We start from the raw sequence: 21,809 nt of genomic DNA on the forward strand, positions 1-21,809 counted from the left end.
TTTGATACAAGGAGGCTGCCTGTGATGACAAGAGTTGAAGATATACATACTGCACTGAATAGTCGGCTGAATACGGCAGAATCTGTTCCGCTTAACACGGAAGGAAAGGAAAATATTCACCGGCTCATTCTCGGCAAAGTACTGAAAATGCTCGGGGATGATACAGCACTTGTTCAAATAGGTTCGACCAAAATCAAAGCGCAGCTAGCGGCTCAGCTAAAAGCCGATTCTTTCTACTGGTTCCAATTAGAACAAGAAGGTGGAGGCAGTCTGAGTAAATTAAGACCTGTTCAGCAATTTGACCAAGATCCTAAAACATTAAAGGATGCCGCAGCTAAACTACTAGAAGGTCTGTCGCTTAAAAATGGACTTGAACAAATGTTAACAGCTACAGCCTTTTTAAAAGAAAAACCGGTCATCAACGAAGCAGAGTTAAAAACGGCAGTAAAATGGATTGAACAACTTCAAGGCGCGGATATCAAAAAAGGTCTGCAAGCACTTCTTTTTGCTTTAAAGAAAGATTTGCCGATTCAGCAAGGAGTGCTCCAATCAATATTAGCGATGAAATCCCCCTCTGCACTTCATCAGGATGTGACAGCACTGCTAGATCGATTAACACAGCTTCCGAAGCAATCAGAAGCCACACAGGCTCTTACACGGGCCGTTCGTACGGTTGTAAATGCTGAGACAACTGTTCATGCAGAAAAGCTCTTATCGGTGCTTCTAGGAGCAAAAGAAGGTCAAACGAAGCAAGGAGAAAGCTTGCAGCAGGTGCAGCCTCATGTCAATCCGGCTCAGCAAACAAAGCAGAGCCAGCCCGCCGTTATACAAGGGCGACAGGTGGATACAGTGAATCAGAACAGCGTGCAGCAATTATTAAGTCCAAAACAGCTCCCGCTTCAGCAAATAGAACGCATTCTGACAAGCATCACAAAGCAAGGCACAGACGGACAGCAGCAGCTTGATGTAAAACAACTCACATCACTGGTTCAAGCAGTCCAGCAGGCAGGGCCACAGGCTGACGCAAAGGCAGCCGTGCTTCAAAAAGAATTTCCGTTTCTTTCAAAAACAGAGGCGAACGCATTGGTAAAGGTCATTCAGCAGACTGAACCAGCATTAAGCAATAAAACCGATGTACTCGATTTACTGATGACGATGAAAAAAGCGATAGGTGTACGAGATGAAATTGGGATGCTGAAATTACTGGAAAAGGGCAGCCAAGATGTCAAAAGCCAAGAGCTTCACCAATTAAAGTTGGTTTTAAATGATGCAAGGCAAGCTGATGTTCCGGAACCCGTAAAAAAAGAAGTGGATCAATTATTCCATAGATTAAATGGGCAATTACTAGTACATCAGGAAAACCAAACAGTTAGTCAAATGATGGTTTCTTACCCTCTTTTTTCAAAACATAGTGTTCAAGATTTAACCTTTATTCTAAAAGGGCATAAGAAAAAAGATGGCTCTATTGATATTTCTCAGTGCCGTTTAATGTTTTATTTAAACATGGAGAACTTAGAAGAAACGTTAATAGACTGTACGATTCAGCAAAAAGTAATGTCAATTACAGTCGAGACGGCTCACGAACTGCAAGGGACCATTAATCCAATGATTCCAGCTGTTCGAGAGAATTTAAATGCCCTAGGGTATAGTTTAACGGGGATTACAGCGAAAAAGAGAGAAGAGCCAATTGATCCGTCTGACTTTCTAGATGAACACTTTCATAAAATCAGCGAGAAAGGGCTGGACTTACGAGTATGAAAGATTCAAAACCGCTTAGAAGAGCGGTCGCTCTACACTATGATGAAGAAAAACAAAAAGCGCCAAAAGTCGTTGCAACAGGCAGCGGCTATGTGGCTGATCATATTATTGAAGAAGCTCAAAAAGCTGGAGTTCCTATCCAAGAAGACCGTAATTTAGTAGAACTGATGCGCCATTTAACGCTCGATGAGGAAATCCCAGAAGCGTTATACGATACTGTAGCAGAAATATTTTCATTTATCTATCGATTGGATCAAAAAATGAAAAAATAAGGTAAAATAAGTGTTTTGACTGAAAAATTTATATTTTTAATAAAATAAAAGTTTGAATGTTTAGAAGGATTTTACGATTTTACATAGAACCCTAGACATTCTCTTTTTTATTCTTTAAAATGAAAGCGCAGTCTATTTTATAATTTTTGTTTCTACATATGTTGGGAGGATGGGAAATGAATATCCATGAGTACCAAGGAAAAGAAATCCTAAGAAAATATGGGGTTTCAGTTCCAAATGGTAAAGTAGCATTTACACCTGATGAAGCAGTGAAAGCATCAGAAGAGCTAGGAAGCTCTGTATATGTCGTAAAAGCACAGATTCATGCAGGCGGCCGTGGTAAAGCAGGTGGGGTAAAAATTGCAAAAACAAAAGATGAAGTGAAAGGGTTTGCAGAGGAATTGCTCGGCAAGACACTTGTCACACATCAAACAGGGCCTGAAGGGCGCGAAATAAAACGTTTACTTATTGAAGAAGGCTGCGATATTCAAAAAGAGTACTATGTAGGACTCGTTTTGGATAGAGCGACATCAAGAATTGTTTTGATGGCTTCTGAAGAAGGCGGTACTGAAATTGAAGAAGTAGCAGAAAAAACGCCAGAAAAAATCGTGAAAGTGGTCATCGACCCAGCGATTGGTCTCCAAGCCTATCAGGCGAGAGAAGTTGCGTTTAAAATTAATATTCCAACAAAATTAGTTGGTCAAGCTGTTAAGTTTATGACAAGCCTTTACAATGCGTTTATTGAAAAGGATTGTTCAATTGCCGAGATAAATCCTCTTGTTGTAACAGGTGATGGAAAAGTCATGGCACTTGATGCAAAATTAAACTTTGATAGCAATGCCTTATATAGACAAAAAGATATATTAGAATACCGTGACCTTGATGAAGAAGATCCAAAAGAGATTGAAGCATCTAAATATGACCTAAGTTACATTTCTCTAGATGGGAATATTGGCTGTATGGTGAATGGAGCAGGCCTTGCGATGTCTACAATGGATATCATCAAGCATTACGGCGGGGACCCTGCAAACTTCCTTGATGTTGGCGGCGGTGCAACTGCTGAAAAAGTAACGGAAGCATTTAAAATCATCTTATCTGATCAAAATGTCAAAGGGATTTTCGTGAACATTTTTGGCGGCATCATGAAATGTGATGTCATCGCAGAAGGTGTTGTTGAAGCGACGAAACAAGTCGGCTTAACATTACCACTCGTTGTACGTCTTGAAGGAACAAACGTTGAATTAGGGAAGAAAATCCTGAGTGATTCAGGCTTAAATATCACTTCTGCTGAGTCTATGGCTGACGGGGCAGAAAAGATTGTATCTTTAGTCAAGTAGAGCAGAAAGGCAGGGAACCTAAATGAGTGTATTTATTAATAAAAATACGAGAGTAATTGTTCAGGGGATTACCGGTTCAACCGCATTATTCCATACAAAACAAATGATTGAGTATGGAACAAATATCGTTGGCGGTGTCACACCTGGAAAAGGTGGAACTGAAGTAGAGGGAGTTCCTGTATTTAATACTGTAGCTGAAGCAGTACAGACAACTGGAGCAAATGCTTCTGTTATCTATGTACCAGCACCATTTGCAGCAGACGCCATTTTAGAGGCTGTTGATGCAGAAGTGGATCTAGTGATTTGTATCACAGAACACATTCCAGTTCTGGATATGGTTAAAGTGAAACGCTATATGGAAGGTAAGAAGACAAGACTTGTTGGACCGAACTGTCCTGGCGTGATTACACCTGAAGAATGTAAAATTGGCATCATGCCTGGATACATTCATAAAAAAGGTCATGTTGGTGTTGTGTCTCGTTCTGGAACGCTTACATATGAAGCGGTACATCAGCTTTCAGAGGCTGGTGTTGGTCAATCAACAGCTGTAGGAATTGGCGGAGACCCTGTCAATGGCACGAACTTTATTGATGTATTAAAAGCCTTCAATGAAGATCCTGAAACGCATGCTGTGATCATGATTGGTGAAATCGGTGGTACTGCTGAAGAAGAAGCAGCTGAATGGGTAAAAGCAAATATGACCAAGCCGGTTGTTGGCTTTATTGGTGGTAATACAGCGCCTCCAGGAAAACGTATGGGACATGCTGGTGCCATTATTTCTGGTGGTAAAGGAACTGCTGATGAAAAAGTAAAAACAATGCGTGAATGTGGAATTGAAGTGGCAGAGACACCATCTGTCATGGGAGAAACCTTAATTAAAGTGTTAAAAGAGAAGAATCTCTTCGAAGCTTGTAAAACGCATTAATGACACAAGAAGACTTGTTCTTTGACAAGTCTTCTTCTTTCTATCTTAAACTGGAGGAATGGTATGTACAACGTGTCCGAAAGAATGATTTTTCACCGCTTAAAAGGCCTCATCTCACCCTCTTTGTTAACAAAATGGTGGAAAGTCGATCCTGAGCTATATATAAATGAAGAAACACATCATTTCAAACAGGATCGATCATTACAAAAGATCGACTTTACCCGCTTACAACAAGCTGAAGAAAATGAATTCCCCATTTTTCAACACATCGTTCAAGCCTATTTAAAGCAAAATATTCACATGATTCCCATCACATCACCTTTATATCCCAGCTCACTAAAACACATTTATGATCCTCCCCCAGTATTATTCCTAAAAGGAAACGTTACCTATTTAAATGAAGAAAAAAGTTTAGGTGTAGTAGGTACACGAGTGCCATCCTCTTATGGAGAAGCGTGCGTGAAGAAAATTGTTGGAGAACTTGTAGAGGAAGATTGGATGATTGTGAGCGGTTTAGCAAAAGGAATTGATGGACTTGCACACAAAGAGTGCATAAGAAAAAAAGGAAAAACGATTGGTGTTGTAGCTGGCGGCTTTCAACATGTATATCCAAAAGAACATGTGCAAATGGCTCAATATATGGGAGAACATCATTTACTGTTGTCAGAGCACCCGCCTTATATCAAACCAGAAAAATGGCATTTTCCAATGAGAAACCGATTAATTAGTGCCCTGACAAGAGGAACCATCGTGGTCCAGTGCAAAGAAAAGAGCGGTTCGCTTATTACAGCCTACCAGGCATTAGAGCAAGGAAAAGAAGTGTTTGCTGTTGCAGGATCAATCTTTGATTCTAATTCTATAGGTCCAGCTAGACTGATTCAGCAAGGTGCCAAGCTTGTTCATTCAACGAAGGATATTTTAGAGGAATTCTCCTTGAGCGGTGTTCAATATACTGAACTCCCATAAAAATATCGTTTGACAAAAGACATCGGAATATTTAATAATAGTGAGGATTTAAGTTTACACTTTGTTTTTCGTGTTTATAATGATGTTCATCATAAAGAATTTTTAACGATTGACTGTTAGATAGGTGCAATTAACATAAATATAAATTTGTGAAATGGATAAAGAGAGAACACCTCTTAAGGGGGATTTTGAGTATGGCTGATTATTTAGTCATCGTTGAGTCGCCAGCAAAGGCGAAAACGATTGAGCGTTATTTAGGAAAAAAGTATAAAGTAAAGGCTTCAATGGGGCACGTAAGGGATTTACCGAAAAGTCAGCTTGGTGTTGACACTGAGCATGACTTCGAACCGAGATATATTACGATTCGAGGAAAAGGTCCAGTCTTAAAAGAATTAAAAACAGCAGCGAAGAAAGCAAAAAAAGTATATCTCGCAGCTGACCCTGACAGAGAGGGAGAAGCGATTGCTTGGCATTTAGCTCACAGCCTTGACCTTGACCTCTCTTCGGATTGCCGCGTAGTCTTTAACGAGATTACAAAAGATGCAATTAAAGATTCCTTTAAGCATCCACGTATGATCAATATGGACTTGGTTGATGCGCAGCAGGCAAGACGGATTTTAGATCGTCTCGTTGGATATAAAATCAGCCCGATTTTATGGAAGAAAGTCAAAAAGGGCTTAAGCGCCGGTCGTGTTCAATCAGTTGCACTCCGCCTGATTATTGACCGCGAGAATGAAATTAATGAATTCAAACCAGAAGAATACTGGACAATTGATGGCACCTTCCTAAAAGGGAAAGAAAGTTTTGAAGCGAGTTTCTTTGGCGTAAATGGCAAAAAACATCCGCTAAAAACAAAAGAAGATGTAAAAGAAATCCTTTCGAAATTAAAAGGAAGTAAGTTTTCTGTTGAAAAAGTGACGAAAAAAGAACGTAAACGCAACCCAGCTGTTCCGTTTACAACATCTACCTTACAACAAGAGGCAGCGAGAAAACTAAACTTCCGTGCGAAGAAAACGATGATGATTGCACAGCAATTATATGAAGGAATTGATCTTGGTAAAGAAGGTACAGTAGGTCTCATTACATATATGAGAACGGACTCAACACGTATTTCCAATACGGCAATTGAAGAAGTATCTGCTTTCATTGATCAAACGTACGGCAAGAATTTCTTGAATACAACAAAACGAACTGCCAAAAAGAACGAAAATGCACAGGATGCTCACGAAGCCATCCGTCCGACTTCTACGCTAAGAAAACCAGCAGATGTCAAACATGTGCTAAGTAGAGATCAGCTTCGTCTTTATAAATTGATTTGGGAACGTTTTGTGGCAAGCCAAATGGCACCAGCTGTTCTTGATACAATGAGTGTGGATCTTGAAAATAACGGGCTTACTTTCCGTGCAAATGGAAGTAAGGTGAAATTCCCTGGATTTATGAAAGTGTATGTTGAAGGGAAGGACGACCAGTTAGAAGAAAAGGATAAAATGCTTCCTGATCTGAAAGAGGGAGATACCGTTCTTTCAAAAGATATTGAACCAGAGCAGCACTTCACGCAGCCGCCTCCACGTTACACTGAGGCAAGACTTGTCAAAACCCTTGAAGAGCTAGGTATTGGCCGCCCATCTACGTATGCACCAACATTAGATACCATTCAAAAGCGTGGCTACGTGGCACTTGATAACAAACGGTTTATTCCAACAGAGCTTGGAGAGATTGTGCTCAACTTAATTATTGAATTCTTCCCTGAAATCATTAACGTAGAATTTACTGCGAAAATGGAAAAAGAACTTGATAGCGTTGAAGAAGGTACGATTGAATGGGTACGCATTATCGACAGTTTCTATCAAGATTTTGCAAAACGGGTAGAAAAAGCAGAAGCAGAGATGCAGGAAGTTGAGATCGAGCCTGAATACGCCGGAGTTGATTGCGAAGAGTGTGGTCATCCAATGGTGTACAAAATGGGGAGATACGGTAAGTTCATGGCATGCTCTAATTTCCCTGACTGCCGTAACACAAAACCAATTGTCAAAGATATTGGTGTCAAATGCCCGACTTGTCACGAAGGAAATATCGTTGAACGGAAATCTAAGAAGCGCCGCATTTTTTACGGTTGCGATCGTTTTCCAGAGTGTGAATTCGTCTCTTGGGACAAACCAATTGAAAGAAAGTGTCCAAAATGCGAAAATATGCTTGTAGAGAAAAAGCTGAAAAAAGGCATTCAAGTTCAATGTGTGAACTGTGATTATAAAGAGGAACAACAAAAATAGCGGTGAGCAGCCTTGTTCACCTGCTTTTTTATGTCATCAAATAGAACTTACGAAATAGGAGAGTTGTACAATGAGTCAATTTGTAAATGTGATCGGAGCAGGTTTAGCAGGAAGTGAAGCGGCATGGCAAATTGCTAAGCGCGGAATTAAAGTCCATCTGTATGAAATGAGACCTGTCAAACAAACACCAGCTCACCACACAGATAAATTTGCGGAGCTCGTATGCAGTAACTCATTGCGTGCGAATGCTTTAACGAACGCAGTCGGTGTTTTAAAGGAAGAAATGCGTCATTTAGATTCAGCAATCATCGCAGCAGCAGATGAAAGCTCGGTTCCTGCTGGTGGAGCGCTTGCAGTAGATCGTCATGAATTTGCAGCTAACGTCACAGACCGCGTGAAAAATCACCCGAATGTGACGGTCTTTCAAGAAGAAGTGCAAAGCATTCCAGAAGGTCCGACGATTATCGCAACGGGTCCTCTTACATCAGAAGCACTTTCAAAAGAATTAAAATCTTTAACAGGTGAAGAGTATTTATATTTCTACGATGCAGCAGCGCCGATCCTCGAGAAAGACAGCATCGATATGGATAAAGTGTACTTGAAATCACGTTATGATAAAGGGGAAGCGGCTTATTTAAACTGTCCGATGACAGAAGAAGAATTCGATCGTTTTTATGAGGCGCTCATTTCTGCTGAAACTGTGCCGTTAAAAGAGTTCGAAAAAGAAATCTTCTTCGAAGGCTGTATGCCCATTGAAGTCATGGCCAAAAGAGGGAAAAAAACCATGCTCTTTGGCCCGATGAAACCAGTTGGACTTGAAGATCCAAAAACAGGGAAAAGACCTTACGCTGTTGTTCAATTAAGACAGGATGATGCAGCAGGTACTTTATATAATATTGTTGGTTTCCAAACACATCTAAAGTGGGGCGATCAAAAGGAAGTATTCCGTTTGATACCAGGTCTTGAAGAGGCAGAGATTGTTCGCTATGGTGTGATGCACCGTAATACATTTATTAACTCGCCAAGCCTTCTAAAACCGACGTATCAATTTAAAAATAGAGATGACTTATTCTTTGCCGGACAAATGACTGGTGTTGAAGGATATGTTGAGTCCGCGGCTTCAGGACTAGTGGCTGGAATCAACGCAGCTCGTTTTGTTAAAGGAGAAGAGCTTGTGACACTTCCAGAAGAAACAGCGATTGGCAGTATGGCTTACTACATCACATCAACAAACAAGAAAAGCTTCCAGCCGATGAATGCAAACTTTGGCTTGCTGAAAGATCTTGGCGTTCGAATTAAAAACAAACAAGAGCGCTATGCAGAGTACGCTAAACGCGCAATCGAAACTATTCAAACTATTTCGAAATCTCTGTAGTAAAACATTGCACGGGAAGCAAGATATGTGATACCATTTAAAAGCCTTAAAGAGGTGTAAAAATGACAGATAAACAGCGTCTTGTCCACTTATTCATTGAATATTTGCAGATTGAAAAGAACTATTCAGCTTTAACGATCTCAGGTTATACTGAGGCGATTGAAGAGTTTGTCAGATTTATGAACATTCAAGGAATAGACGGTTTTGAAGAGGTATCCTATCAAGATACGAGAATTTATTTAACAGAAGCTTATGAAAAAGGCCTTACAAGAAGAACGATTAGTAAGAAAGTCTCTGCACTTCGCAGCTTTTATAAATTTTTATTAAGAGAACAGCTTGTGAAAGAAAATCCTTTTTTACTCGTTAGCTTACCAAAGCAGGATAAGCGAATTCCTTCATTTTTGTATGAAGAGGAACTAAAAGAGCTATTTACAGTTTCTGATGTAAATACACCGCTTGGTCAAAGAAATCAAGCCATTTTAGAACTACTTTATGCAACAGGTATGAGGGTCAGTGAGTTATGTTCATTAAAAGAATCTGATCTTGATTTATCGATGGATACAGTGCTTGTACATGGGAAAGGCAGCAAACAGCGGTATGTACCTTTCGGCTCTTATGCACATGAAGCGCTCTCCACATATTTAGAGGATGGAAGGCAGAAGCTGAAAGTGAAGGGAAAGGATCGTGCTGATTCACATGTGTTTTTGAATCAGCGCGGAGCTCCTCTTACAGATAGAGGCGTTCGATTCATTCTCACTGAATTAATGAAAAAGGCGTCTGGCACATTACATATCCATCCACACATGTTAAGGCACACCTTTGCTACGCATCTTTTAAACGAGGGAGCGGATTTAAGAAGTGTTCAAGAACTTCTCGGTCACTCAAATTTATCATCAACACAGGTGTACACGCATGTATCAAAAGATTCTTTAAGAAAAACGTACATGTCTCATCACCCAAGGGCTTTTAAACGATCCTAAAAGGAGGTTTTTTCATGTCATCATTTCATGCAACCACAATCTTTGCCGTTCAACATAAAGGAAAAAGTGCGATGGCTGGAGACGGTCAAGTCACTTTTGGGCAGGCTGTCGTCATGAAACACACAGCAAAAAAAGTGCGCCGTCTTTTCGGAGGCAAAGTACTCGCAGGTTTTGCTGGTTCAGTTGCAGATGCATTTACACTCTTTGAGAAGTTTGAAACGAAGCTTGAAGAATACGGTGGTAACCTAAAACGAGCAGCTGTAGAACTGGCGAAAGAATGGCGAAGTGACAAGATGCTCAGACAGCTTGAGGCCATGCTGATCGTCATGAATAAAGAAAGCATCCTGCTCGTATCTGGAACAGGAGAGGTCATCGAGCCAGACGATGGCATTTTGGCTATCGGGTCAGGCGGTAACTACGCGCTTAGCGCCGGGAGAGCACTCAAAAAACATGCAGGTGACCATCTCTCAGCTCGAGAGATTGCAAAGGCGGCTCTTGAAACGGCCGGAGAAATCTGTGTCTACACGAACGATCAAATCACTTTAGAAGAGCTTGAATAGAAAGGACATGAGACGTATGGAGAAAAAGCCGTTCACCCCAAGAGAGATAGTTGAAAAGCTTGATCAGTACATTATTGGTCAGCTTGATGCGAAAAAAGCAGTGGCGGTGGCTTTAAGAAACCGTTACAGAAGAAGTCTTTTACATGATAAGCTAAAGGATGAAGTCGTTCCTAAAAACATCTTAATGATTGGTCCGACAGGTGTAGGGAAAACAGAAATTGCCCGCAGAATTGCAAGGATTTCTGGTGCACCTTTCATTAAAGTGGAAGCGACGAAGTTTACTGAAGTTGGATATGTCGGACGTGACGTAGAATCAATGGTCAGAGATTTAGTGGAAACAGCAATCAGACTAGTCAAAGAAGAAAAAATGAAGGATGTTCAAGAAGAAGCGGAAAAACAAGCAAACAAACGGCTTGTTCATCTACTTGTTCCTGGAAAGAAAAAAAGTCAGTCTGTGAAAAATCCTTTTGAGATGCTGTTTGGTGGTTCTGATGCTGATGAAAGTGATCGAGATCACTCAAGTGAAGAAGTAGAGCTTGAGTCGACGAGAAAACGCATTGCGCACCAGCTGGCGATGGGTGAACTTGAAGACCATTACGTCACGATTGAAGTTGAAGAGCAGCAGCCTTCCATGTTTGATATGCTTCAAGGCTCGGGTATGGAGCAAATGGGTATGAACATGCAGGATGCGCTTAGCAATCTCATGCCTAAAAAGAAAAAACGCAGAAAGCTGACCGTCAGAGAAGCGAGAAAAGCGTTAACTGCTGAGGAAGCTTCAAAACTGATTGATATGGATGAAGTCGGTCAGGAAGCCGTGCAAAAAGCAGAGCAGCAAGGAATCATCTTTATCGATGAGATCGATAAAATTGCCAAAAGCGGTGGTGCATCGTCTGCAGATGTTTCTCGTGAAGGGGTTCAACGTGATATTTTACCGATTGTAGAAGGTTCCACTGTGATGACGAAGTATGGGGCTGTGAAAACAGATCATGTTCTATTTGTAGCAGCAGGCGCTTTTCATATGGCGAAACCCTCGGATTTGATTCCAGAGCTTCAAGGGCGCTTCCCAATCCGTGTAGAATTAGATAAATTAAGTATAGAAGACTTTGTGAAAATCTTAACGGAACCAGATAACGCGTTATTAAAGCAATATAAGGCTTTACTTGAAACAGAAGGTATATCTCTTGAATTTTCTGACGATGCTATTCATAAGATTGCCGAAGTGGCTTATCACGTCAATCAGGAGACGGATAACATCGGTGCAAGAAGGCTTCACACCATACTTGAGAAGCTGCTAGAAGAGCTCTCATTTGAGGCGCCTGATATTACAATGGAAACAGTGACCATTACCCCTCAGTATGTAGAAGAGAAGCTAGGAAAGATTGCAAATAACAAAGACTTAAGTCAATTTATACTTTAACAAATGAATAAAGTAATCTAGGAGGATCATTATTATGGCGTTACTACAAAAAACAAGGATTATTAACTCGATGCTGCAAGATGCAGCGGGGAAACCGGTTAATTTTAAAGAAATGGCAGAAACATTGAGAGATGTCATTGATTCAAACATTTTCGTATTAAGCAGAAGAGGGAAGCTTCTTGGCTACTCCATTAACCAGCAGATTGAAAATGCACGTATGAAAAAAATGCTGGAAGATCGTCAGTTCCCTGAAGAATATACAAAAAGCTTATTCAATGTCCCTGAAACATCTTCAAACCTTGACATCAACAGTGAGTACACAGCTTTCCCGATTGAGAACCGTGATTTATTCCAATCAGGTTTGACAACGATTGTGCCAATCATCGGAGGCGGGGACCGCTTAGGGACGTTAATCCTTTCTCGTTTGCAAGATACATTCACAGATGATGATTTAATTCTTGCTGAATACGGCGCAACAGTTGTTGGAATGGAGATTCTTCGTGAGAAAGCGGAAGAAATTGAAGAAGAAGCAAGAAGTAAAGCGGTTGTTCAAATGGCGATCAGCTCTCTTTCATATAGTGAACTTGAAGCGATTGAACATATCTTTGAAGAACTTGATGGAAACGAAGGGCTGCTTGTGGCAAGTAAGATTGCTGACCGTGTAGGAATCACTCGTTCAGTGATCGTAAACGCACTTCGTAAATTAGAAAGTGCAGGCGTTATTGAATCTCGTTCTCTTGGAATGAAGGGAACATACATCAAAGTATTAAACAACAAATTTTTAATTGAACTTGAAAATTTAAAATCTCACTAATCAAAAAACCCTTTTCGGCCGAAATAAACGCTGAAAAGGGTTTTTTTGTATAAAAATAGAGGATTTGTCCGAAAAATGACACTCTTTTTCCCAAGAAACCCCTTACAATTCTGTAGTGCTTTGAATCTAGGTCTTTATACCTATTCGTAAAATAGATATATATTACGAGTTTTTTTTACAATTACATCATAGACTTTAATCCTATTATTTCTTACAATGAACATATGGTTTTACAAATCTCGACATGATTAAATGGAATGAAATACATATGATTGGAGGTATATGGTTTTGGATATATTTTCTGGAACGATAAGCAACCTTGAGAATGCCTTGGGCAGAGCGAATGTTAAGCAAAAAGTCATAAGCAATAATATCGCGAATATAGACACACCGAACTACAAGTCTAAAAAAGTTGCATTCCACGACATGCTAAATGATGCGTCAATCAAATTAGATGCTAAAAAAACATACCAAGGTCACATTGATTTTTCTAAAACAGGGTCTAATTATTCAGTTGTTTCGAGTAACCGTACTTCTTATCAAGAAAACGGAAATAATGTCGATATTGATCAAGAGATGAGTGAACTCGCTAAAAACCAAATTCAGTATAATGCGTTGGTTGAAAGAATGAGCGGAAAGTTCAATTCTCTTAAAACAGTTTTGACAGGAGGTAAGTGATGTCGATTTTTTCAGGCGTTAACGCTTCGGCCTCAGCATTAACAGCACAGAGGCTCAGAATGGACGTTGTATCCTCGAACCTTGCGAATATGGATACAACAAGAGCTAAACAGGTTGATGGCAAGTGGGAGCCTTATAGACGCAAGCTCGTCACATTACAGCCGTCAGGTGAATCATTTTCATCTATATTGAACTCAAGCATGAATTCGAGCGGCAAATTAGGAAACGGCGTCAAAGTAACAAAAATTACTGAAGACGAAACTCCATTCAACCTTCAATATGATCCTACAAATCCCGATGCCAATGAAAATGGATATGTTCAAACACCAAACGTTGATCCATTAAAGGAAATGGTTGATCTCATCAGCAGCTCAAGGTCATATGAAGCAAACGTGACCGCGCTGAATGCGAATAAAAGCATGCTGATGAAAGCTTTAGAAATAGGAAAGTAAGGTGAAAAGAATTGGTTAACGCAATATCTCCTTTCCAGCTTCAAACCGCTCAGCAAGCAAGTGAATTGACGAATGCATCGTCTGTGCAGGCGGCTGCACCTAAAAGTCAAACGAATTTCTCTGATGTGCTGAAGAATTCCATTGAGGCATTAAATCAATCACAGCTGAAATCAGACCAGTATACGAATGCTCTCGCACAAGGGAAAGATGTCAATCTCGATGAAGTCATGATTGCTTCACAAAAAGCGAGTGTGACACTCACAGCTGCAACCGAGTTTCGGAATAAAGCAGTCGAAGCGTACCAAGAGATTATGAGAATGCAGATGTAGGAGGTGCTGGTGGACAAAAAATAGACTGAATGGAATGACCGGGGGTTAAGATGAATCGTACTTTAATGCAATTAAGAACAAAAACAGTTGAGTTTTGGCGAAATCGATCAAAATTACAAAAAATACTCATGATTGGCGGCGTAGCTGCCCTAGCAATCATTATTACGGTTGTTAGCATCTTTGCTTCTTCTGAAAAAATGGTTCCGTTGTTTAGAGATTTGTCTGAGGCAGAAGCAGGACAAATCAAACAGGAACTGGATGGCAAAAACGTTAAATCGGAACTTGCAAATAACGGAACGACGATTTTAGTTCCAGAAAAGCAAGCGGACACTTTAAAAGTAACACTTGCATCAGAAGGACTTCCTAAAACGGGGAATATTGACTACTCCTTCTTTGCGAACAATTCCGGCTTCGGTTTAACAGATAATGAATTTGATGTTCTGAAAGTAGACGCAACTCAGACAGAACTATCCAATCTGATCAACACGATTGATGGGATTAAAGATTCAAAGGTTATGATTAACCTGCCAAAAGATTCCGTTTTTGTTGGAGAAGAGCAAAGTAATGCATCAGCATCAATTGTGCTGCAAGTTCAACCAGGCTACACGCTTACTCAGCAACAAGTAAAAGGCCTTTATCATCTTATTTCAAAAAGTGTGCCGAATTTAAAAACAGAAAACATTGTCATTATGGACCAAGATTCCAACTACTATGACTTAAACAGCAGCTCAGATTCCTATGCAAGTGGAATGGATGCACAGCAGCAGAAAAAAGAGGAGATTGAAAAGAATCTTCAACGAAAAATTCAACAGCTGCTTGGAACGATGATGGGTCAAGAGAAAGTTGCCGTATCGGTCACTACAGACATTGATTTTACTGAAGAAAAAAGAAAAGAAGATCTTGTCGAACCAGTTGATCAAGAAAACATGCAAGGAATTGCTGTCAGCGCTGAAAAGATTGCTGAAACTTATTCAGGTAGTGGCGCAGCAGCTGGAGGCACCGCTGGAACAGGTGACGATGATGTCACAAATTATCAAGGTGCCGATGGAACGAATGGAAGCGGAGATTACGAAAAGAGCGAAGATCGTATCAATTATGAAGTCAACCGCATTCATAAAGATATCAAAGAAAGTCCTTATAAAATCAGAGACGTTGGCATTCAGGCACTAGTTGAACCGCCTACTGCAAACGATCCGAACTCATTAACTGCTGAAAGGCAGGATGATATCAAAAAAATTCTTTCAACCATCATTAGTACATCGATTGATAAAGAATACACAAACGGTCAAGCACTCACTCAAGCTGACTTAGATAACAAAATCGTTTTATCTGTATCAAAATTAGACGGTAAACAGCAAACGGCAGCAGAAAACCCTTCAAACAATATTCCGATTTGGGTTTATATTGTTGGCGGTGTGCTACTACTTGCCATTATCGCTCTCATCATTCTTCTCGTACGTAAGCGAAGAAAAGAAGAGGAAGAAGAGTTTGAGTTTGATGAACGTACACCAATCCATGTTCCTGATATCGATACTGAGCCAGAAACAGAAGAAATGGTGAGAAAAAATCAGCTTGAAAAAATGGCAAAAGATAAACCAGAAGACTTTGCTAAATTGCTACGCAGCTGGCTGTCCGAGGATTAGGAGGAATACACATGTCGAGAAAAGATCCAAATCGACTAACAGGCAGACAAAAAGCAGCAATCCTAATGATTTCCTTAGGGCTAGACGTGTCAGCATCTGTATACAAACATCTGTCTGAAGACGAAATAGAAAAATTAACATTAGAAATTTCAAATGTAAGAAGTGTAGATACTGCTAAAAAAGATGAGATCATCGAAGAATTTCACAGCATTGCCATCGCGCAGGACTACATATCACAAGGCGGCCTTATGTACGCAAGACAAGTGCTTGAAAAAGCGCTTGGTGAGGACAAAGCGGACAGCATCTTAAATCGCTTAACATCCTCACTTCAAGTGAAACCATTTGATTTTGCTAGAAAGGCTGACCCAGAGCAAATTTTAAACTTTATCCAGCATGAGCATCCACAAACCATTGCGCTCATTCTTTCCTACCTAGATCCAGTACAGGCTGGACAGATTTTATCTGAGTTAGGCGAGGAAGTACAAACCGAGGTTGCAAGAAGAATTGCTTTAATGGACCGCACATCTCCAGAGATCATCAATGAGGTGGAACGTATTCTTGAACAAAAGCTCTCTTCAACCTTTACGCAAGATTATACCCAAACGGGCGGAGTCGAAGCGGTAGTCGAAGTCCTGAATGGTGTAGACCGTGCAACGGAGAAAACCATTTTAGATACACTGGAAATTCAAGATCCTGAGCTTGCTGATGAAATTAAGAAACGTATGTTTGTCTTTGAAGACATTGTCACTCTTGATAGCAGAGCCATTCAGCGCGTGATTCGAGATGTTGAAAATGACGATTTACTACTTGCACTCAAAGTGGCAAGCGAAGAAGTCAAAGAAATTGTCTTCCGCAACATGTCGCAGCGTATGGTCGAAACGTTCAAAGAAGAAATGGAGTTTATGGGACCTGTCCGGCTTAGAGATGTCGAGGAAGCACAGACTCGTATTGTCAGCATCGTAAGACGACTTGAAGAGGCTGGAGAAATCGTCATAGCTCGAGGTGGAGGAGACGATATCATTGTCTAGGATTATCAAACATGAAACATCTGTTATTCCTGAACAAGGCCGTCAAACCATTCCCTTGCAGCAAGTGGAATTCAAAAGAGAACATCACGAAGAAGAGCTTGTCAACGAAACAGAAGCATCTCAACTTGTATTAAGTGATGCACAAGATGAAGCAAGCCGTATTTTAGAACAAGCAAATCGTGAGCTGGAACAAACAATGGCTGAAATCAATCAGCGGCGAGCTGATTTTGAAGCAGAAAGAGTACAGCTCATTGAAGAAGCGAAACAAACAGGATATCAAGATGGTTTTCAAAAGGGCGAAGCAGATGCGACTTTACAGTATCAATCGATTCTTGATCAAGCGAATGACATTGTCAGCCTTGCAAAGCAGGACTATGAAGCAAAAATTGAAAGCTCTGCTGAAGAAATTGTCGAACTTGCCTTTGAGCTCGCTAAACGAGTATGGAATGCAGCTGAGGATACAAAAGAACAATTTTTAACGCTAGTGAAGCAGGTCATTTCAGAAGTGAAAGAATATGACGATATTTCCATCTATGTCGACCCTGCACATTACGAACATGTGATGGAATATAAAGACGAATTAAATAGAATCCTTCAAAAGAATACACATCTTGCCATTTACTCGGATGAAAAAGCACCAAAAGGTACTTGTTACGTCGAAACAAGCTTTGGAAAAGTGGAAGCGAGTGTTGATACCCAAATGAATCAGTTAAAAGAAAAGTTATTAGAAGTCATTGATTCAGGTGATCACAAATGAACATAGATGTGCTAAAAGAAACGATTGAAACCGCCGATCCTTATAAACGTTTTGGTAAAGTCAATCGAGTTGTTGGACTGATGATCGAGTCCAAGGGGCCAGAAAGCTCAATCGGTGATGTATGTCTTATTCACAAAAAAGGGAGTAAGAATCATCCGATCAAAGCAGAAGTCGTTGGTTTTAAAGATGAAAACATTCTGCTCATGCCCTATGTAGAAGCCTCTAACATCTCACCAGGCAGTCTTGTTGAAGCAACAGGTGAGTCGTTAAAGGTCAAAGTAGGAACTGGTTTAATCGGGCAGGTTGTTGATGCCTTCGGTGATCCACTGGACGGCAGCATGCTTCCTAAAGGACTTGCACCTGTCTCAACAGAACAATCTCCTCCAAACCCGATGGACAGACCGCCTATTCGTGAAAAAATGGGCGTTGGTGTCAGAGTGATCGACAGCTTGCTCACAGTCGGCACTGGTCAAAGAATTGGCATATTCGCGGGAAGCGGTGTTGGTAAAAGTACCTTGATGGGGATGATTGCCAAGCAGACAGAAGCGGATCTCAATGTCATTGCACTTGTTGGAGAGCGTGGACGTGAAGTTCGCGAGTTTATCGAAAAAGATTTAGGAGCTGAAGGACTGAAGCGTTCGATTGTTGTTGTCGCAACTTCAGATCAGCCCGCACTGACAAGATTAAAAGCAGCCTATACAGCAACAGCTATTGCCGAATATTTCAGAGACAGAGGAAAAAATGTCATGTTTATGATGGATTCTGTCACAAGGGTCGCCATGGCACAGCGGGAAATAGGACTTGCAACCGGTGAACCGCCAACAACAAAAGGATATACGCCTTCAGTGTTCGCTATACTGCCAAAATTGCTAGAACGAACTGGTACAAATCAACTTGGTTCCATCACAGCGTTTTACACAGTGCTTGTTGATGGTGACGATATGAATGAGCCGATCGCTGATACAGTGCGGGGGATTTTAGATGGCCACATAGTACTTGATCGTGCATTGGCCAACAAAGGACAGTTTCCAGCTGTCAATATTCTGAAAAGTATCAGTCGTGTCATGAGTAATATCGCAAGTCATGATCATAAGGAAGCGGCTAACCGGTTCCGCCAGCTTTTATCCACATATCAAAACGCTGAAGACCTCATTAACATTGGAGCATATAAAAAAGGCTCCTCTAAAGATATTGATGAGGCTATGCAAGCTTACCCACAACTGATTTCATTTTTGAAGCAGGACGTTGAAGAGGCTGTATCGATTGAAGACAGCGTGAGGATATTGCTCAGTTTGATGAATAGAGAGGATTGACAAAAACAGTGAGATATCAATACAAATTTCAAAAGCTCTTAGAATTGAAAGAAAGTGAAAAAGACAAATCACTCGCAGCGTATCAACAATCCGTTTCGGCATTTGAGCAAGCCGCTGAAAAACTCTATGAAAATATGAGTAAAAAAGAGCTAATGGAAAAGAGCAAAGAAGAAAAGCTGAGAAGTGGGATGAGTGTTCAAGAAATGCGTCATTACCAGCAATTTGTGACGAACTTAGATAACACCATTCATCATTATCAGCAGCTTGTGATCATGAAACGCCATCAAATGAATGAAAAACAATCTGATTTAACAGAAAAAAATATTGAGTTTAAAAAGTTTGAAAAAATGAAAGAAAAGCAATTTGAAAAGTTCTCCCTTGAACATAAGGCAATTGAAATGAAAGAAATGGATGATATCTCTATCAGCCAATTCATGTTTCAAGGACATTAGGAGTCGAGATGAATGCCTAAGAAGGAAAAAACAAAGGAATCAAGTGGCGGCGGTAAATTTCAATGGATCTTGTTTATTGTCATTATCCCATTGGTTGTGCTTGTGATCGTGACGGGCACAATCCTTTATATGGCGGGTTATGATCTAAAGAAACCGCTCCAAAACATTCCGGGGATTAGCAGCTTGGTTGGATCAGATGACACATCAAAAACGTCATCTTCAAATAACGATCAACGTGATACAGAGTTGAAAGCGTTGAAAAAGACGATTAAAGAACAAGAGAATGAACTTGAAATTGCTCAAAAAGACTTGAAGACAAGTGATGAAGAGATTAAACGATTGAATCAAAAAATCAATTCACTTGAAAAAACATCTGATAAAGAGAACACGTCAGCAAGTGACAGTTCATCAAACAGTACATCATCAAGTAATAACGCATCAGGATCTTCCTCTGATTCGTCAGCATCTTCTAATCAGCAATCAAAAGGAAAGGTCGCCAGCATTTATGAAAGCATGGATGCAGGGAAATCTGCCAAAATTTTATCAGAGCTAAGTGATAAAGAAGCTTTGAAGATCCTTGAAGAGCTGAGTAAAAATAAGCTGACGGACATATTAGCAAAACTGACACCTCAGAAGGCAGCAACGTTCACGAAGGAGCTTGCCAAAAAAGAAGAAAGTGAAAATGGGGGTGGACAATAAGTGAAGCTATTGGACATTGGAGCCTTACAGCAATCTTCCCAAAGTCTCTCGGGACTAAAGGGAGAGGGGGCAGTATCTGCTCGCGGCCTGTTTAAACAATTGTTAAATGGCGCAGGTATTCAAAGTGGTCCAGCTATTTCTCAGCCAGCGGAAATCACTCTATCCATGAATGATGCGATGCAAATCATTGAAAGATGGATGCAATCACCTGAAGAAGGAATAGATGGAGATCTTCTTGCGGCACTTCAGGCGCTGCAAGGTCAAAAGCTTGAAGGGGCTGACTTAAAGTCACTTGAAGAGCTATTTCAAAAGATGGAATCGGTTATCTATGGCGATCAGGATGAGAAGCCAGTTGCTGAACATAGTGAACAGCTCATACAAGTCCACTTTTTCTTATATCAAATACTGAATCAGCAGCCGGTGAGCTTTGATGCAAAACTTGTACAGGATATTCAAGCAAAAGGTGAAGATTTCATCAAGTTTCTAACGAAAAACGGAGCAGATGAAAAGCTCATTCAACAAGTAAAAGAGCAGTTCTTCTCGCAAGGATCGGCACCTAAGCTGAATAATATGTCGCAAAGCGAGCTGAAACACTTTAATCAGTTAATCGATCATATGATGGCGAATGCGAAAGGGTCAGATAAAGAATGGAAAATTTCCTTAGGAGAGTTAAAAGAAATGGTTGCTCCAAGGCAAGAATCTTCCTTCTCATCTCCAGCAAAAGGTGCTGCCTCACTTGAATGGCTTATGAAGAAAGAAGTCATCAAAGGTCAAGGCACTGCGGCACCTGCTTCTGAAAAAACAATCACCCATACGCTGCTTCCAGGGCATAAACAGTTTTTCCAACTGCAATCAGCTGCTCCTATGCAGCAGACGCAAACAACTGACGAAAAGCCAGGCACGGTTGATCAGCAGATTTTAAATACGTGGAAACAAATGAAGTTCACACCATTTGGCAATTCAAGCGGACGGTTTACCGTACGATTAAATCCAGAAAATCTCGGGTTTATTACCATCCAGCTAACGAAACAAAACGGGATGTATGCGAGTAAAATTACAGCTTCAACGCAAGCAGCTAAAGAGCTGCTCGAGCATCATCTGCCGCAACTCAAGCAGGCGCTACCGAATATGTCGGTTCAAGTTGACCGTTTCCATATACCGCTTCAGTCAAATGAGCAGCCGTCTTTTGGACAATTTAATGAGGAAGGCAAGCAGCAGCCATCAAAAGGACAAAGTTTCCAGCAGCCTGATGAACAGGAAGCTGAATTCCAAGATGTACTAGATGCGCTTGTTGGATCAGAAGAAGAAGAAGAGGAGGAGATCTAATGGCAACTGTTGATGCGACGAATAGAACAGCCGCACAAGCGGACACTTCTTCAAACGCAGCAAAGAAAACAGATACACTTGGCCGAGATCAGTTCTTGAAAATCTTGCTTACGCAGCTTCAAAACCAAGATCCGACAAACCCGATTGATGACCGTGAGTTTGTCACACAGCTTGCAACATTTTCTTCTTTAGAACAGCAAATGAATATGAATGAATCAATCACCAAAATGAATCAGATCATGTCTACATTTGTTGCACACCAAGATCCATTTACGACATATGTAGGCTGGATTGGTAAAGAAGTAGCGGGTAAACAAGATGATAAAGACATATCTGGCACTGTGAAGTCTGTGAAAAACATAAACAATGAATACTTCCTATATTTAGAAGATGGAACGAAAATCAGCCCTTGGGACGTTACAACTGTTGGAGAAAAATCGTAAGCAAATCGAGGAGGA

At 40.6% G+C, this 21,809-nt stretch carries 22 protein-coding genes; all 22 read left to right on the top strand.

The genetic code is table 11. The features are described from left to right. Positions 1 to 24 precede the first annotated feature (24 nt). Positions 25 to 1,758: a glycosyltransferase gene (locus KVT11_RS03855; protein ID WP_116306852.1), complete on the top strand. Its 1,734-nt coding sequence runs from the start codon at positions 25 to 27 to the stop codon at positions 1,756 to 1,758. Beyond that, the gene (locus KVT11_RS03860) at positions 1,755 to 2,030 is read left to right on the top strand and encodes a FlhB-like flagellar biosynthesis protein (protein ID WP_008344827.1); all 276 of its coding nucleotides are present in this window, start codon (positions 1,755 to 1,757) and stop codon (positions 2,028 to 2,030) included. The genes KVT11_RS03855 and KVT11_RS03860 overlap by 4 nt, the downstream gene beginning before the upstream one ends. A gap of 176 nt (positions 2,031 to 2,206) precedes the next feature. Beyond that, on the top strand, positions 2,207 to 3,367 hold the full coding sequence (gene sucC, locus KVT11_RS03865) for an ADP-forming succinate--CoA ligase subunit beta (RefSeq protein WP_008344824.1): 1,161 nt from the start codon (positions 2,207 to 2,209) through the stop codon (positions 3,365 to 3,367). Positions 3,368 to 3,389: 22 nt separating this feature from the next. After that, positions 3,390 to 4,292: a succinate--CoA ligase subunit alpha gene (gene sucD / locus KVT11_RS03870; RefSeq protein WP_217608978.1), complete on the top strand. Its 903-nt coding sequence runs from the start codon at positions 3,390 to 3,392 to the stop codon at positions 4,290 to 4,292. A 63-nt stretch (positions 4,293 to 4,355) separates the two neighbouring features. Continuing rightward, complete coding sequence (dprA, locus tag KVT11_RS03875; RefSeq protein WP_041090524.1) at positions 4,356 to 5,258, top strand: DNA-processing protein DprA; 903 nt, start codon at positions 4,356 to 4,358, stop codon at positions 5,256 to 5,258. 194 nt (positions 5,259 to 5,452) lie between these two features. Continuing rightward, positions 5,453 to 7,528, top strand: coding sequence for a type I DNA topoisomerase (topA, locus tag KVT11_RS03880; RefSeq protein WP_058213783.1), 2,076 nt, complete (start codon positions 5,453 to 5,455; stop codon positions 7,526 to 7,528). 70 nt (positions 7,529 to 7,598) lie between these two features. Further along, positions 7,599 to 8,903 (top strand): FADH(2)-oxidizing methylenetetrahydrofolate--tRNA-(uracil(54)-C(5))-methyltransferase TrmFO, encoded by a 1,305-nt coding sequence (gene trmFO / locus KVT11_RS03885; protein ID WP_007499618.1) that lies wholly within the window; start codon positions 7,599 to 7,601, stop codon positions 8,901 to 8,903. 62 nt (positions 8,904 to 8,965) lie between these two features. After that, a complete protein-coding gene (gene xerC, locus KVT11_RS03890) occupies positions 8,966 to 9,883 on the top strand; it encodes a tyrosine recombinase XerC (RefSeq protein WP_007499616.1) in 918 nt (305 codons plus the stop codon). 14 nt (positions 9,884 to 9,897) lie between these two features. Continuing rightward, a complete protein-coding gene (gene hslV, locus KVT11_RS03895; RefSeq protein WP_007499614.1) occupies positions 9,898 to 10,443 on the top strand; it encodes an ATP-dependent protease subunit HslV in 546 nt (181 codons plus the stop codon). Between the two features lie 16 nt (positions 10,444 to 10,459). Next, entirely contained in the window at positions 10,460 to 11,860 is a 1,401-nt protein-coding gene (hslU, locus tag KVT11_RS03900) for an ATP-dependent protease ATPase subunit HslU (protein WP_008344818.1), read from the top strand. 34 nt (positions 11,861 to 11,894) lie between these two features. Then, positions 11,895 to 12,674, top strand: a complete 780-nt coding sequence (gene codY / locus KVT11_RS03905; RefSeq protein WP_007499612.1) for a GTP-sensing pleiotropic transcriptional regulator CodY — start codon at positions 11,895 to 11,897, stop codon at positions 12,672 to 12,674. 288 nt (positions 12,675 to 12,962) lie between these two features. Then, positions 12,963 to 13,352 carry a flagellar basal body rod protein FlgB gene (gene flgB, locus KVT11_RS03910; protein WP_017359092.1) on the top strand — a complete coding sequence of 130 codons (390 nt, stop codon included), beginning with the start codon at positions 12,963 to 12,965 and terminating at the stop codon, positions 13,350 to 13,352. Continuing rightward, positions 13,352 to 13,804, top strand: coding sequence for a flagellar basal body rod protein FlgC (gene flgC / locus KVT11_RS03915; protein WP_007499610.1), 453 nt, complete (start codon positions 13,352 to 13,354; stop codon positions 13,802 to 13,804). Before flgB ends, flgC begins: the two co-directional genes overlap by 1 nt. Positions 13,805 to 13,815: 11 nt before the next feature. Further along, the gene (fliE, locus tag KVT11_RS03920) at positions 13,816 to 14,133 is read left to right on the top strand and encodes a flagellar hook-basal body complex protein FliE (protein ID WP_007499609.1); all 318 of its coding nucleotides are present in this window, start codon (positions 13,816 to 13,818) and stop codon (positions 14,131 to 14,133) included. Between the two features lie 50 nt (positions 14,134 to 14,183). After that, positions 14,184 to 15,776, top strand: coding sequence for a flagellar basal-body MS-ring/collar protein FliF (fliF, locus tag KVT11_RS03925; protein WP_210552433.1), 1,593 nt, complete (start codon positions 14,184 to 14,186; stop codon positions 15,774 to 15,776). An 11-nt stretch (positions 15,777 to 15,787) separates the two neighbouring features. Beyond that, positions 15,788 to 16,804, top strand: a complete 1,017-nt coding sequence (gene fliG, locus KVT11_RS03930) for a flagellar motor switch protein FliG (RefSeq protein WP_008344808.1) — start codon at positions 15,788 to 15,790, stop codon at positions 16,802 to 16,804. After that, positions 16,797 to 17,561 (top strand): flagellar assembly protein FliH, encoded by a 765-nt coding sequence (gene fliH, locus KVT11_RS03935; protein ID WP_017359090.1) that lies wholly within the window; start codon positions 16,797 to 16,799, stop codon positions 17,559 to 17,561. Before fliG ends, fliH begins: the two co-directional genes overlap by 8 nt. Then, a complete protein-coding gene (gene fliI, locus KVT11_RS03940) occupies positions 17,558 to 18,874 on the top strand; it encodes a flagellar protein export ATPase FliI (RefSeq protein ID WP_008344803.1) in 1,317 nt (438 codons plus the stop codon). Before fliH ends, fliI begins: the two co-directional genes overlap by 4 nt. A gap of 8 nt (positions 18,875 to 18,882) precedes the next feature. After that, positions 18,883 to 19,326, top strand: a complete 444-nt coding sequence (gene fliJ, locus KVT11_RS03945) for a flagellar export protein FliJ (RefSeq protein WP_024720352.1) — start codon at positions 18,883 to 18,885, stop codon at positions 19,324 to 19,326. Between the two features lie 12 nt (positions 19,327 to 19,338). Then, positions 19,339 to 20,025, top strand: a complete 687-nt coding sequence (locus KVT11_RS03950) for a MotE family protein (RefSeq protein WP_017359089.1) — start codon at positions 19,339 to 19,341, stop codon at positions 20,023 to 20,025. Then, positions 20,026 to 21,351 (top strand): flagellar hook-length control protein FliK, encoded by a 1,326-nt coding sequence (locus tag KVT11_RS03955; protein ID WP_017359088.1) that lies wholly within the window; start codon positions 20,026 to 20,028, stop codon positions 21,349 to 21,351. Then, positions 21,351 to 21,794 (top strand): flagellar hook assembly protein FlgD, encoded by a 444-nt coding sequence (gene flgD / locus KVT11_RS03960; protein WP_017359087.1) that lies wholly within the window; start codon positions 21,351 to 21,353, stop codon positions 21,792 to 21,794. The genes KVT11_RS03955 and flgD overlap by 1 nt, the downstream gene beginning before the upstream one ends. Positions 21,795 to 21,809 lie beyond the last annotated feature (15 nt).

It is taken from the genome of Bacillus sp. GbtcB10, from assembly GCF_019091365.1.
Taxonomy (GTDB): domain Bacteria; phylum Bacillota; class Bacilli; order Bacillales; family Bacillaceae; genus Bacillus; species Bacillus altitudinis.